The sequence below is a fragment of the Inhella gelatinilytica genome, assembly GCF_016093295.1.
Taxonomy (GTDB): Bacteria; Pseudomonadota; Gammaproteobacteria; order Burkholderiales; family Burkholderiaceae_C; genus Inhella; species Inhella gelatinilytica.
This window is the reverse complement of record NZ_JAEDAL010000002.1, coordinates 549,894-563,330: the sequence shown is the minus strand read 5'-3', so window position 1 is coordinate 563,330 and position 13,437 is coordinate 549,894. Positions and strand designations below refer to the sequence as shown.

The 13,437-nt window shown below is 65.5% G+C and carries 16 protein-coding genes; 11 read left to right on the top strand and 5 right to left on the bottom strand.

From position 1 onward, the window contains the following. Positions 1–46 precede the first annotated feature (46 nt). A complete protein-coding gene (locus I7X43_RS07505) occupies positions 47–916 on the top strand; it encodes a hypothetical protein (protein WP_198100285.1) in 870 nt (289 codons plus the stop codon). Continuing rightward, positions 913–2,661, top strand: a complete 1,749-nt coding sequence (recJ, locus tag I7X43_RS07500) for a single-stranded-DNA-specific exonuclease RecJ (RefSeq protein WP_198100284.1) — start codon at positions 913–915, stop codon at positions 2,659–2,661. The genes I7X43_RS07505 and recJ overlap by 4 nt, the downstream gene beginning before the upstream one ends. Here recJ and I7X43_RS07495 read toward each other — a convergent pair. After that, the gene (locus I7X43_RS07495) at positions 2,658–4,154 is read right to left on the bottom strand and encodes a methyl-accepting chemotaxis protein (protein WP_246480229.1); all 1,497 of its coding nucleotides are present in this window, start codon (positions 4,152–4,154) and stop codon (positions 2,658–2,660) included. The two genes, recJ and I7X43_RS07495, sit on opposite strands and share 4 nt — an antisense overlap. A gap of 102 nt (positions 4,155–4,256) precedes the next feature. On the opposite strand from I7X43_RS07495, the gene I7X43_RS07490 reads away from it, so the two are divergent. Beyond that, complete coding sequence (locus tag I7X43_RS07490) at positions 4,257–5,120, top strand: 3',5'-nucleoside bisphosphate phosphatase (protein ID WP_198100283.1); 864 nt, start codon at positions 4,257–4,259, stop codon at positions 5,118–5,120. A gap of 36 nt (positions 5,121–5,156) precedes the next feature. Here the strand turns inward: I7X43_RS07490 and I7X43_RS07485 are convergent, their stop codons facing one another. After that, positions 5,157–5,882, bottom strand: coding sequence for a DUF3047 domain-containing protein (locus I7X43_RS07485; RefSeq protein WP_198100282.1), 726 nt, complete (start codon positions 5,880–5,882; stop codon positions 5,157–5,159). A 65-nt stretch (positions 5,883–5,947) separates the two neighbouring features. Between I7X43_RS07485 and I7X43_RS07480 the strand changes: the two genes are divergently transcribed. The 6 genes from I7X43_RS07480 to I7X43_RS07455 are packed head-to-tail and all read left to right on the top strand — an operon-like array spanning position 5,948 to position 10,232. After that, positions 5,948–6,184, top strand: coding sequence for a DUF4266 domain-containing protein (locus I7X43_RS07480; RefSeq protein WP_198100281.1), 237 nt, complete (start codon positions 5,948–5,950; stop codon positions 6,182–6,184). A gap of 7 nt (positions 6,185–6,191) precedes the next feature. After that, the gene (locus tag I7X43_RS07475) at positions 6,192–7,283 is read left to right on the top strand and encodes a DUF3570 domain-containing protein (RefSeq protein ID WP_198100280.1); all 1,092 of its coding nucleotides are present in this window, start codon (positions 6,192–6,194) and stop codon (positions 7,281–7,283) included. Between the two features lie 6 nt (positions 7,284–7,289). After that, a complete protein-coding gene (locus I7X43_RS07470) occupies positions 7,290–8,210 on the top strand; it encodes an FAD:protein FMN transferase (RefSeq protein WP_198100279.1) in 921 nt (306 codons plus the stop codon). Positions 8,211–8,222: 12 nt separating this feature from the next. Continuing rightward, a complete protein-coding gene (locus tag I7X43_RS07465; protein ID WP_198100278.1) occupies positions 8,223–9,119 on the top strand; it encodes a hypothetical protein in 897 nt (298 codons plus the stop codon). Then, positions 9,116–9,604 (top strand): TlpA family protein disulfide reductase, encoded by a 489-nt coding sequence (locus I7X43_RS07460; protein WP_216860080.1) that lies wholly within the window; start codon positions 9,116–9,118, stop codon positions 9,602–9,604. Before I7X43_RS07465 ends, I7X43_RS07460 begins: the two co-directional genes overlap by 4 nt. Before the next feature lie 4 nt (positions 9,605–9,608). Next, positions 9,609–10,232, top strand: a complete 624-nt coding sequence (locus I7X43_RS07455; protein ID WP_198100277.1) for an L-threonylcarbamoyladenylate synthase — start codon at positions 9,609–9,611, stop codon at positions 10,230–10,232. 34 nt (positions 10,233–10,266) lie between these two features. On the opposite strand, the gene I7X43_RS07450 is transcribed toward I7X43_RS07455, so the two are convergent. The 3 genes from I7X43_RS07450 to I7X43_RS07440 are packed head-to-tail and all read right to left on the bottom strand — an operon-like array spanning position 10,267 to position 11,753. Continuing rightward, positions 10,267–10,629, bottom strand: a complete 363-nt coding sequence (locus I7X43_RS07450) for a RidA family protein (protein ID WP_198100276.1) — start codon at positions 10,627–10,629, stop codon at positions 10,267–10,269. 2 nt (positions 10,630–10,631) lie between these two features. Beyond that, positions 10,632–11,252, bottom strand: a complete 621-nt coding sequence (plsY, locus tag I7X43_RS07445) for a glycerol-3-phosphate 1-O-acyltransferase PlsY (protein WP_198100275.1) — start codon at positions 11,250–11,252, stop codon at positions 10,632–10,634. Positions 11,253–11,258: 6 nt separating this feature from the next. Then, a complete protein-coding gene (locus I7X43_RS07440) occupies positions 11,259–11,753 on the bottom strand; it encodes an aminoacyl-tRNA deacylase (protein ID WP_198100274.1) in 495 nt (164 codons plus the stop codon). 63 nt (positions 11,754–11,816) lie between these two features. On the opposite strand from I7X43_RS07440, the gene I7X43_RS07435 reads away from it, so the two are divergent. Continuing rightward, positions 11,817–12,497, top strand: coding sequence for a hypothetical protein (locus I7X43_RS07435; protein ID WP_198100273.1), 681 nt, complete (start codon positions 11,817–11,819; stop codon positions 12,495–12,497). A 20-nt stretch (positions 12,498–12,517) separates the two neighbouring features. After that, entirely contained in the window at positions 12,518–13,417 is a 900-nt protein-coding gene (locus tag I7X43_RS07430) for an alpha/beta fold hydrolase (RefSeq protein WP_198100272.1), read from the top strand. Positions 13,418–13,437 lie beyond the last annotated feature (20 nt).

The window sequence follows — 13,437 nt, the reverse complement described above, 5'->3', positions numbered from 1 at the left end:
TGAAGGGGCGCGATTGTCGCAGGCGCTGGCTTCGGATAATCCCCCCATGCATTGCCTGATTGCCTGTGCCCCCGGGCTGACGCCCGGTCCTCGTTTGACGCGTCTATTAACCCAGTGGAGCCGTCTGAGCACCGAAGTGGGCGGGGAGGCTGAAGCGTTGTACACCCCCTTTGAGCGCGTGGTGGCCCACCTCCGGGGCGTCCCCGAACCCTCACCCGCGGGCTGGTTGGCTTCAGAGCGCGGGCTGCATGGGCAAGGACCCTGGGCCGTTCTTTCCCCGCTTCACTTGGAGTTGGACGCCCAACAAGCCCACGCCCATGCTCTGCCCGCTCTCTCTTCCGAAGACGCCCACGCACTCTTGGCCGTGATCGCCCCCCTGTTCACGGAGGGAGCGGGATGGAGACTCGAGCCCCTCGGCCAAGGGGAATTTTTGGTGGGGCATGCCCAACTGGCTGACTTGAGGGTCGCGAGCCTCGAGCGAATTCAACATCGAGCCTTGACCCCGTGGCTTCCACAAGAGCGCTGGTTGCGTCGCCTGCAGAACGAAATCCAGATGAGTCTGCACCAGCACCCCATAAATCAAAGTCGCATTGAGCGGGGGGACCAGGCCATTCATTCGCTCTGGATGTGGGGCGTCAGCCCTGAGGTGGGCTCACCGGCCCCGCTGCCCCCCGAGGCGCGGCTCTGGGTCGACCCCTGTCCCGGTGACGAACTGGATGCAGGGCCGATCGCCGAGCTGGAATCGGCCTGGCGGGCTGGCCAGACCGTCCAGCTAACCCTGGCAGGAGGCGCACGCGCCCACAGCTGGATACCGGGTTCGGCGTGGCGGCGGGGTTTGGCCCGTTTGGGGTGGCCCCAACGACCGGCGACTTGGGCACAAAGCCAAGTTGAGGCCTTGGAGGTACACAACCCATGAGCACGCACCGCCTCCGCGTTCGGGCGCGTGAATCCCAGCCCCGCGCCGCGTGGGCCTTAGAGCAGCAGGGCGTCCCGCCGCTGCTGGCGCGGCTTTTCGCCGCACGCGGGGTACGCGACGCCGCCGAACTGAATCCAGAACTGGCCCAACTTCATCGACCGGACCAGCTCAAAGGGATTGCCAAGGCGGCCGACCTGCTCGCCACTGCCATTCAGGAGCAACGCCGCCTCTGTGTGGTGGCGGACTATGACTGTGACGGCGCGACCGCGTGCGCCACCTTGCTTCGCGGCCTGGCCCTGCTTGGCGCGCCGTCCGAATCCTTGGATTACGTCGTACCCGACCGCGCAGTGCATGGCTATGGTCTAACGCCCAGCATCGTCGACCTAGCCCTGGCGCAAGGAGCCGACGTGCTGATCACGGTGGACAACGGCATCGCCAGTTTGGAGGGCGTGGCTTACGCCAAGGGTCATGGGCTCGTTGTTATCGTGACCGACCACCACCTGTGTGCGGTGGACGCGGCCGGGCTGATTCAACTCCCTGCTGCTGACGCCATCGTCAACCCCAACCAGCCCGACTGCGACTTTCCCAGTAAAGCCTTGGCCGGGGTGGGTGTGGCCTTCTACTTGCTGCTGGCCTTGCGCGCCGCGCTGCGAAACCGAGGCGTCTGGTCTTCGGGTGAGCAGCCCAAGCTGGATGGCCTTCTGGATTTGGTGGCCCTGGGAACGGTCGCCGATGTGGTGCGCCTGGACGCCAACAACCGGCGCCTGGTGGCCCAGGGATTGCGCCGCATCCGTGCAGGACAGATGCAGCCGGGCTTGCGCGCCCTTTTTCAAGTGGCCGGACGAGACGCTCGACAAGCCAGCAGCCAAGACTTTGGGTTTGCATTGGGCCCACGGATCAATGCGGCTGGCCGGCTGGCCGACATGCGCCTGGGCATTGAGTGTCTACGCACCGACGATCCACAACGCGCCCATGACCTGGCCCTGCAGTTGGACCATATCAATGGCGAACGGCGAGCCGTGGAATCCCAGATGCAAGAACAGGCGCAAGCCCTGCTGGCTCGGGTCTTGCCGGTGGGCCCGCCACCACCCGCCTTGGCGCTGTTTGATGAAGCGTTTCATGAGGGCGTCGTGGGCATCCTGGCGGGTCGACTCAAGGACGCACTGCACCGGCCCTGCTTTGTCTTCGCGCGGGGCGCCGATGGACGCATCAAGGGTTCGGGGCGCTCCATCCCGGGCTTTCATCTTCGGGATGCGTTGGACTGGGTGGCCAAGCAGGAGCCCGAATTGCTCGCCAAGTTTGGCGGGCACGCCATGGCCGCAGGATGCACGCTGCAATGCGGACCTGAAGGTGTGGCCCGTCTGGGCGCCGCGCTGATGACCGTGGCCGAGGCCTGGCTTACACCCCCTCAGTTGCAGCGGGAACTGCTGCACGACGGCGGGCTTGCTGCGGACGAGTTAACGCTTGCGCTGACGGAGACTCTGGAGCAACAGGTCTGGGGGCAAGGGTTTGAGCCCCCCTTGTTCCTCGATCACTTTGAGGTGCGCGACCAACGGGTTGTCGGCAGTGGTCACCTCAAGCTTCGTTTGCGCGTCCCCTCCGGCGCCACCGAATGGGACGCCATGTGGTTCCGTCGAGATGACCCCCTGTCAACGCGCCACCCTCGCTTGGCGTACCGCCTCAGCCGCAACACCTACCAGGGTCAGACGCGACTGCAGTTGTTGATCGAGGCCGAGACCGACTAGGTTCGAACTTTGAACGCGCTGACCAGCGCCACCAACTGGCCCGCCTGGTTGCGCAGGCTTTCGGCGGCGGCCGCGCTTTCTTCCACCAAGGCCGCATTGGCTTGGGTGACCTGATCCAGCTCCACCACCGAGGCACTGACCCGCTCAATGCCTTGGTTTTGTTCGTGAGAGGCCACGCTGATTTCGCCAATCAAATCGCCCACCTGTTGAACGCGCTGCACGATGTCACCCATGGAGCGGCCGGCTTCGTTCACCTGCTGACTGCCCGATTCCACGGTCTCCACGGACTGCTCGATCAGGGTCTTGATTTCGCGCGCCGCTTCAGCGGAGCGCTGCGCCAGCATGCGCACCTCACCGGCCACCACGGCAAAACCGCGCCCGGCCTCGCCCGCACGGGCCGCCTCGACGGCCGCGTTCAGCGCCAGGATGTTGGTCTGGAAGGCCACGCCATCAATCAGACCCACGATGTCCGCGATCTTTCGCGAGCTCTGGGTGATGCCCTGCATGGTGTCCACAACTCGCGCCATGAGTGCCCCACCTTCCGTCGCCGCACTGCGGGCGCTGCCCGCCAGCGAGTTGGCTTGATTCGAAGCTTGCGCGTTCTGACGCACGGTCCCTTGCAACTCCTCCATCGCGGAAGCGGTCTGCTGAAGGTTGCTGGCCTGCGCCTCGGTGCGCTGCGACAGGTCGGCATTGCCGCTGGCAATTTCCGACGAACCAGTGGCGATGCTGTCGGCAACTTGGCGCACTTGCGACACGATGTGGCCCAAATTGGCGTTCATGCGCTCCAGGGCTTGCATCAGTTGCGCGACTTCGTTGCGGCCCCGGCTGTCAACTTCCGTCGTCAGGTCACCGGCGGCCACCGCTTCGGCCAAGCGAACCGCTTGATTCAGAGGCTTGGTAATGGACTGCAAGAGCCACCGGCCGTACCAGCCCACCGCAGCGAATGCGATCGCGACCCCCACGACCACCACCCACACCATGGTGCGGAACCGCCACTGCGCAAGGTCTTGCGTGGCCTTGGCCTCGGCCGCCCAGCGCTGACTGGCCTGAGATTGCTGCTCGCGCAGACCGGCAAGCGCCGAGGCCCAGGGGCCCGAAGCCGCGGCCCGGGCACCGTCTGCATCCCCGGCCTTGAGGGCGGCCTTGAGAGGTTCAGCGCCTTCTCGGTGCAGCCGCTCATGGGCCGATGTCAGGCTGGGGGGCAGCTTCACGCCCTTGGTGGACGCTTCCAGTCCAGCCAGGGCCGTCTCAAAGCCCGAGGCAGCGTCCGGGCGCTCGAGTGCAGTCTGAAGCTGCGATTGGGCCTCCAAGGCCGCAGCTTGCTGTCGGGCGACCGCGGCCATGGGCAACGTCCGCTCCTGGTAGATCTCGGCCGTGGAGGCCGTTCCCAAATAGGTGCCGGTCAGGCCCATCGCCGAACCAATCAAGATCACCACGGCAAAAGCCGCAATCACCGACCACAACCGCAAGCGAATGCTGAGATCTCGCATCGTTTCCTCTACTCTGAGCGCCCAAGACTGTAGTGCGGCGCAGTCTCCTTCCTTGGACGGAGGTCGTGAAATCCTGCCCGCTGACCCTTTGATAATTCGCAGATGCCTGCGCTTCACGCCCTGACCAACGCCGACCTGCACTGCCACTCCACCTTCAGCGATGGCACGTTGAGCCCCCCATCACTGGCAGAGCGAGCGGCCCTGAACGGCGTCGAGGTCTGGGCACTCACCGATCACGACGAAGTGGCGGGTATCGGACAAGCCCGCACCGCAGCCCAGGCGCTGGGCATGGGGTTCTTGGCGGGCGTGGAGATCTCGGTCAGCTTTGCGGGCCAAGTCGTCCACATCGTCGGCCTGGGCGTGGATGAAACCGATCCCCGACTCATCGAAGGCCTGCGCCAAACCCGCGGGGGCCGCGAGCGGCGGGCGCGCGACATGGCCGCCAGTTTGGCCGCGGTCGGTATTCCGGGCGCCTTTGAAGGCGCACTCAAACACGTGGGCAACCCAGAGCTCATCTCGCGCACCCACTTTGCCCGCTTCCTGGTGGAAAGCGGCCACTGCAGCGATGTGGGGGAGGTGTTCCGGCGTTTTCTCAAAGAGGGCAAACCGGGCTTCGTGCCCCACCGGTGGGCGGCGCTCGGCGATGCCATCCGCTGGATTCGAGAGTCCGGGGGGCTGGCCGTCATTGCACATCCGGCCCGTTATGACTTCACACCGACCGAAGAATTCGCCCTCTTCAGCGAGTTCAAGGCCCATGGTGGCCTGGGCGTAGAGGTCGTGACCGGCAGCCACTCCGAGGCGGAGATGCTCCGCTATGCCGACATGGCGTTGGAGTTTGGCCTCCTCGCCTCACGCGGCAGTGACTTCCACTCACCCACCGAAAGTCGCACCGAGTTGGGCAGTCTGCCCGCGCTGTCTGGACGTCTCAACCCGGTGTGGATGGCGCTCGCGGACCGGGTGCAATAAAGCCACGCCGCTGCGAGTCGCTTCGTTCAGGGCAACTTAAACGCCCCAGCGAACCGGACCGTACCAAGCTCGAACTCGACCCTGGGTGTTGTCGCTGTCGGACATCACCGCCACAAAACGCAGGGGGCCGGGAGCCTCGCCGTAGGCCCGTTCGAAATCCGTCACCACGTCACGGCGGTGGTCCCGCCACCGGCCCAATTGAGCCGACCCGCTGTCGACCACGATTTTTCGGATGCGGTCACTGCGACCATTGACCACCACCGAGTCGAGCGGCGCCTCGCGGTCCCAGACGTACATCAGCGTGGCGAAGGGCGGCGCCTCGCCCGTCAGCAACTCCGCCAAGTCAAAGAGCCCCCGATTGCGCGCACTGAGCCGATCGCGATCCCCATCGAAGCCGAGGATGACACGGGCCACGGCATCTTCACGGTCCGACTCACGGACATCCGAGGCGGGCAGCAGCCGATCCACCCACCACGAGAAGCTCACCCAAGTGGGGTGCGCCTCGGTTTCTGCCACAGGGCGCCGCCACAGGCTGGCCGCACGCTCGGACTGCGCTTCCCAAGCCACCCGGCCCTCTTTCTGGACCCGCCGGTATTGATTACGACGCTTACCCGGCAGGGGGACCTCTTGCCACCCCTCGGCCTCCTTGGCGGGGGGCGCGGGGGTCGCGCAACCGGTCAAGGCAGCGCCGAGCGCCAGGGCGCTGCGGCGCGTCAAGCCCGGCGCCAGGCTCAAAGACCCAAACAAATTGACAGACTTCATCTCGCTTTTACACACCAGAAACACTGTTTTGAGATGATGAACGCCTTGCCACTACGGAGCCCACCATGCGCACGTGGAATCAGATTGTCCGGCGAACAACGGGGCTGGTTGGCGTGGCGATCCTGTCCGCCGGATGCAGCGTCGTCCCGGTTCAGGCGTGGGAAAAGGGCCATTTGGCCCAGCGCAGCATGGCGCTGGAGGGCCATGCGCAAGAAGCCGGTCTGGCGGAACACATCTACGCCAGCCGTGAAGGTGCCTCCGGGCGCGCCGGTGTGGGGGCTTCGGGCTGTGGCTGCAACTAAGAGCGGAGTGGATCGGATCCTCGCGGCTGCCGCACTGCTCGCGGCGCTGCCCATTGCGGCAGAGCCGACCAGTGAACAAGGTCAGGTGAGCGTGCGTGTGCTGGACTATGCCGATCGCCAGCCCGGGGCCGACCGGGTGTCCGTGCGTGCCCCGAGTTTTCAGCTCACCACCCCCATCGGCGGACGGTGGAGCCTGGGGGCCTCCTTCATCCATGACGCGATCTCGGGGGCCTCGCCCCAGTTTCACACCCGCGCCCTGACCCCCTTGCGCGACACCCGCCGCGCTGGGGACCTCAGCCTCAGTCATGCGTTCGAAAATGCCGCTCTGACGCTAACCGGTGCGGCCTCGCACGAAGCCGACTACCGCTCCCAAGGCCTCTCACTGTCGGGGACCTGGAGCACTGAGGATCGCAACCGCAGCCTGGCCTGGGGCATCGGACGCAGTTGGGACGACATCCAACCCGCCGTTGTGGGTTTGGCGGGTGGCAAGAAACAGATGATCGACCTGCACCTGGGCATCACCCAAGTGCTCACCCCCCGCAGCTTGGTTCAACTGAGCGTGGGGCACAACCGCGCCGAGGGCTTTCTATCTGATCCTTACAAGCTGTTCGATGTTCGCCCCGAACAGCGTCGTGCCACGCGGGTGCTCGTTCGCCGCAACGATCACCTGCCCGACTGGGAAAGCACGTCGCGGTTGGCTTATCGGTTCTATCGCGACAGTTTTGGCATCCAGGCCCACACCCTGAGCTGGGAACTGGAGAAGTCCCTTGGCGGAGGGTGGAGTCTCACGCCGGCCTTGCGCCTTTACAGCCAGACGGCCGCCCGCTTTTATGTCGAAGTAGACCCGGCAGCGGCACCCTTTGCCACCCAACCGCCGGAGGACTGGCGTTTCAGTTCGCTGGACCAACGGCTGTCGGCCTTCGGTGCCGTGACCGCCGGGCTCAAAGTGGGCTGGCAAATCAACCCCGACTGGGGCACCGACCTCAAATTCGAACACTACGAGCAGCGCGGGGCCTGGCACGTGGGCGGTCCGGGCAGTCTGCATTTGGCCCCGCTCACCGCTCGAAGCTGGCAATGGGGCCTGACCCGCACCTTCTGAATGGCCATGCGTCCAGCCTTCCCCTTGCCTGCTGAAGACCTGCAGCGCCATCGCTTCGCCGCGATGGGCGGCTGGGGCGAAATGGTGCTGGGCGGGTGTGCGGCCGCGGTCGCGCAGATTTGGATGGCGCAAGCCGCGGCAGAGGTGCAGCGCATTGAACACAAGTATTCACGGTATCGCGAGGGCAGTTGGGTCGTCGAGCTCAATCGACAAGCCGGGCGGGCAGCCGTGGAGGCAGACGACGAGACGCTGACGCTGCTGACGTTCGCGGACACACTCGTGCAAGACAGCGATGGGCTCTTTGACCCCACCTCAGGCGTCTTGCGCCAAGCCTGGGATTTCCGGGCGGGGCGCCGGCCCCATGAGGACGAACTGCCGCCATTACTGGCTCGCATTGGATGGGAGCGTGTGGAGCGCAAAGGGCACTCGGTGCGTTTGCCCGAAGTCGGCATGGAACTCGACTTTGGCGGCTTTGGCAAGGAGTACGCGGCCGACCGAGCGGCCGTTCTGCTGATGCAGTGCGGCGCCCGCTCGGGCTACGTCAACCTCGGAGGGGATATGCGGGTGCTCGGCCCCAAACCCGATGGCAGCCCTTGGCAAATTGGCATCCAGCATCCGCGCCTAGACGGACAACTCAGTGCCACGCTGCCGCTTGAGGGCGGCGGCTTGGCCACCAGCGGTGATTACGAGCGGTTTTTTGAGCACAACGGCGTGCGCTATTGCCACATCCTGAACCCCAAGACCGGTTGGCCGGTGCGGCACTGGCAGTCGGTGAGCGTGCTGGCCCCGCAAGCCGTGACGGCCGGCGCCATCAGCACGCTGGCCCTTCTGAAGGAAGAGGCTGCCCTGCCCTTTTTGCGCGCCACCGGTTTGCCCTTTCTAGCCATTGACGCCAACGGCCAAACCCACTTACATACAGATTCCTGAGAGGAGACGGCCATGGCCACCTACCGCGGTACTTCACGAGACGACACCTGGACCATTGTGGAGAACGGGCGCTACACCATCGATGGGTTGGCCGGCACGGACACGGTGTCTTTCGGCATTCAACCGCGCAGCTACTTCATCATCACCCGCAACCTGGACGGCTCCATTCAAGTCGACACGGTGTCGGGGGCCAGCGGGGGTGGAATGCAGGCCACCCTGTACAACGTGGAGGTGCTGAAATTCGCCAATGGCGCCGACGCGGTCCGAGTGAGCGACCTGTTTCCCACGGGATGGTTGACCGGCAGTGCGGGCAATGATGCGTTCACCGCCGCCAGTGGTGTGCAGTCCATTGACGGCCTGGAGGGCGTGGATTCGGTCAGTTTTGGCAACACCCGGGGCAATTTTTTGCTCGCCCATGGCGCCACAGACTGGACCGTCACGGCCACGGCGGGCACCAGCACCACCTCACTCAAAAATATTGAGCGCCTGCACTTCACGGACCAGCGCTGGGCCCTGGATCTGGATGGCAATGCCGGGGTGGTGGCCAAGATTTTGGGCGCGGTCTTTGGGGCAGCGTCAGTAGGCTACAAAGACTTCGTTCGCATCGGGCTTGACATCATTGACGGCATGACGGGTGACCTGGTGACGCGGTACACCAATCTTGTGCAGATCGCATTGGAGTTCAAACTGGGACCGGCCGCAACCAACACGGACGTTGTGGCACTTTTATGGACTAACGTGGTGGGACGCCCCCCAACCGCAGAGGAGTCTTCTGTGTTCGTCAATCTTCTGGACTCAGGTAGTCTGACCAGGGCGAATTTGGGCATATTGGCTTCGGATCACACACTGAATTTGGCCCAGATTGATTTCGTGGGTCTGCAGCTCAACGGCTTGGCCTACAGCGGATGAAGCGCCGGGCCTTTTGCGTGCTCGCGGCCGCCGGCACAGCCTCGGCGGCCGCCTTGGAGCCGGGAACGCTGGCGCCCGATATTGCCCTGCCGCAGGCCAACTTGCCCATCGGTCGTCTTTCGGACTTGCGTGGCCGCGTGGTTTACCTCGATTTTTGGGCCAGCTGGTGTGGGCCTTGCCGCTTGTCCTTTCCCTGGATGGCCCGCCTACAAGCCAACCATCAAGCGCGGGGGCTGCAAGTGCTGGCACTGAATCTGGATGAACGGCGCGCCGATGCCGACGCCTTCCTGGCCCGCACGCCCGCAGCCTTCGGCGTGGCCTTTGACGCCAGCGGTGAGGGGGCCAAACGCTTTGGGGTCAAGGGTATGCCCAGCTCCGCCTTGATCGACGCGAACGGGCGCTTGCTGTGGCAGCACCGCGGGTTTCGATTGGACGAGGCCCCCGAGTTGGAGCGGCGCATCGTAGAAGCCTTGCCCCGACAATGAGGGCATGGCCCTCCTTTTTGACGTCCACCCCGACAACCCCCAGCCCCGCCTGCTCAAGCAAGCCGCCCAGTTGCTGCACAAAGGCGGGTTGGCGGCCATTCCCACCGATTCCAGCTACGCCCTCGTGTGCCACTTGGATGACAAGGCGGCTGCCGAACGGCTGCGCCGCGTGCGGGGGGTGGACGACCGACACCACCTGACCTTGCTGTGCCGCGATCTCTCCGAACTCGCCACCTACGCCCTGGTGGACAACAAGCAGTACCGCCTGCTCAAGAGCGTGACGCCCGGGGCCTACACGTTCATCCTGCCGGCCACCAAGGAAGTGCCACGGCGCCTCTCCCATCCCAGCCGCCGCACGGTGGGCTTGCGGGTGCCTGAGTGCACCGTCACCCAAGGCCTGTTGGCCGAATTGGGTCAGCCGCTGTTGGCCACCACGCTGATCCCGCCGGGAGAGACGGAGCCGCTGAACGACGCCGACGAGATCAGCGAGCGTTTTGGCTCGGTGCTGGACGCCATCGTCAGCAACGGCGCCTGCCCGCGAGAGCCCACCACCGTGGTCGACCTCACGGACGGGGACCCCATCCTGATCCGCACCGGCCGGGGTGATCCGGCGCGTTTGGGTTTTTAAGTCGGGGCGTCCAAGCCGGGGCGGACCCGGGGCATCACACCGCTTGGGCCGCCGTCACGATCATTTCGACGCGGTAGCCCGGGCGCGCCAAGCGCGCCTCGACGCACGCCCGGGGCGGCGCAAAACCAGGCAGCACCCAGGCATCCCACACGCGATTGAGCCCGTCATAGTCGGCCAGATCGGCCAGGTAGATTTCCACCCGCAGCAGGTGGGCGCGACTGGAGCCACATTGCTGCAGCAAGGCATCGATCAGCGCCAGCACCTCGGCCGTTTGCGCCTCAATATCGTGCCCAATCGTCGTCTCGGGTACCTGGCCGGCCAGATAAACCACGCCCTGGTGAATGGCGGCTTCGCTGTACCGCGTCGCCATTCCAACGCGCTGCACTGCACCGTTCATGTTCACTTGCCTTTCTTCTGCCCGATGCGGCTCTCTGTGCCGGCCATCAGGCGCTTGATGTTGGCCTCATGCCGCCACACCAGCAGCAACCCCATCATCGCCGTTGCCCCAACATAGGGGCCCATGCCCCAAATCAAGGCCTCGTAAAACGGAGCAAATAGCGCGGCGGCAATGGAACCCAGCGACACCCAGCGCGTGAAGTAAACCAAGATGGCAAACGTGGCCAAGGTGGCCACGCCCAACACGGGGTTCAAGGCAAAGATGACACCGGCCGCCGTGGCCACGCCCTTGCCCCCCTGAAATTTGAAGAACACCGGCCACAGATGGCCCAAGAACGCGGCCAGGCCGACCAGGGCCGCCGTGCCCTCACCCAGGCCCCAACGTCCGCCCCAGACCAGGACCGCGAGCACGGGGCCATAGCCCTTGAGCGCGTCGAACACCAGGGTCAACACCGCGGCCACTTTGTTGCCGCTGCGCAGCACGTTGGTGGCCCCGGGGTTTCCGGAGCCGTAACTGCGGGGATCGGCCAAGCCCATCAAGCGGCTGAACAGGACGGCGAAGGAAAGCGACCCCACCAGATACGCTGCCAGCACGGCAGCCCAGATAGAAAGCGAAGAGTTCATGGGGGCTTATTGTGGCGAAGCGCAATCCACCGGTCGGGCGCCCAGCACACCGACCAACACTTGGGGGTCGATTCCGACCAAAAATCCGCGACGGCCCCCATTGATGCAAATTCGCGGCAGCGTCAGGATGCTTTGCTGAACATAAACCGGAACGGCCTTGCGAAAGCCAAATGGCGACGTGCCGCCGACTTGGTAGCCGCTGTGGCGTTGAGCGACCTCCGGCTTGCAGGGCTCGACTTTTTTGCAGGGAATCTGGCGCGCCAACTCTTTGAGGCTCACCTGGCGGTCGCCGTGCATCAGCACGACCAAGGGCTTGGCATCTTCGTCCTGCATCACCAGGGTCTTGACGACGGCATGCTCCGCCACCCCCAGTTGTTTGGCGGACTCGGCGGTCCCGCCGTGTTCCACATAGTCGTAGGGATGTTCCGTGAACGGGACGCTGCGCTCCCTCAACCAGTCCGTGGCCGGCGTGGCACTCACATGGGCGGTCTTCTTGCTCATGGGCCCCATTGTCGCGGCCGCACAATGCGGCGCTTTCGTTGGCTCCCCTCCCCGTTTTTGCCCTTGTCTTCAAACACCCGCCGAAACCTTGCGTTCGCACTCGCGGTGCTGGCGTTGCACCTGGGGCTGGGCTACGGGCTGCTGACCTGGAAACGGGCCTATCCGCCCGGGCCACCGATGGTGGTGAGCCTTCAGTTAGAGGCGCTAGGGCCCCAGCCGCCCCATGCACAACGTCGTTCGAGCTCAGCCGACCTCACCATTCAACCCTTTGTGAACATCCATGATGGGCTCTGGCGCCTGGAGACTGCAGCCCGTCAGCGCCCAAGTCCGGCCCGCGACGCCGGCCAAGGCGCTCTAAGTGTCGCTGCCCTGCCGGAAGCAGCCGCTTCAGCCACCAGCGAACCCGCCTCAGCCCCGCTCAATCTGGCCCTGCCCAAAACCTGGAAGGCCGAGGAGCGCCTCAGCCCCGCCCAGCAGGCGGTGCACGACCCGCGCGCCAACAGCCCCCGCTACAGCGCCACGGAGGCCTTGGCGCGGCGCATGGCCAATCAAGCGGAAGTCATCCAACTCGCCGATGGCGGCACCATGACCCGCTATCCCGACGGACGCTGCACCCGCACCCTGCCCAACCGGGCCAATGCTCTCGTCCCCATGGACCCGCACCTGCAAAGCGGCATCGCCCATGGGGGAAACTGCTTCGATGACAAGCCGGGTTCGGCGCTGCAGCACGCGCGCCCCCGCTGAGCCCGTACGAGACCCCCCCCATGACTTACACCCCCACGCGGCCCGCGACTTCCGTCTTTCTCACCGTCCGCGGCCTGCGTCAGCACGCCTTGCACTGGCCCGGTCAGGGGCGCCCCCTCGTGCTGCTGCACGGCTGGATGGATGTGGCCGCCTCGTTTCAGTTCTTGGTCGATGCCCTGAACACCGAGCAACCGGTTTGGGCCCTGGACTGGCGGGGCTACGGGCAGTCGGCTTGGTCGGGCCAGGATGCCTATTGGTTTTACGACTACTTGGGCGACTTGGACGCGTGGTTGGACCATATTGCACCGGGCACTGCGGTGGACCTGGTGGGGCACAGCATGGGGGCCAACGCCGCCACGCTGTACGCCGGCGTGCGGCCTGCGCGGGTGCAGACGCTGGTGAATTTGGAGGGCTTTGGCTTGCCCGACATGCCGGCCACGCAAGCCCCGGATCGCCTGGCCCGCTGGCTGGACGCCCTGCGGGAGCCGACCCAGCTGGCCCCCTACCCCGATCAGGCCGCGGTGGCCGCCCGGCTGCAACGCAACAACCCGCGCCTGACGCCCGACCGCGCGGCGTGGTTGGCCGGCCAGTGGAGTGCCGAGCGCGAGGACGGCCGCCGGGTGCTGTGCGCCGACCCCGCCCACAAGCGCCCGCACGCCCAGCTCTACCGCAGCAGCGAGGTGCTGGCGTGCTGGGCCCGCATTCAGGCGCCCACGCTGTTTGTCGAGGGCGAGGACGACAGCCTGGCCGCGTACTGGGGGGCCCACTTCCCCCGCGCCGAACTGGACGCTCGCTTGGCCCACATTCCGCGTCTGGAACGCACGCGCTTGATGGGTACCGGCCACATGCTGCACCACGACGACCCCGAAGGCTTGGCCAACGTACTTCAAGCGTTTTGGGAAGGTGTCAAACCCCGCTGACAGCGCCCCAACAGGCAGGG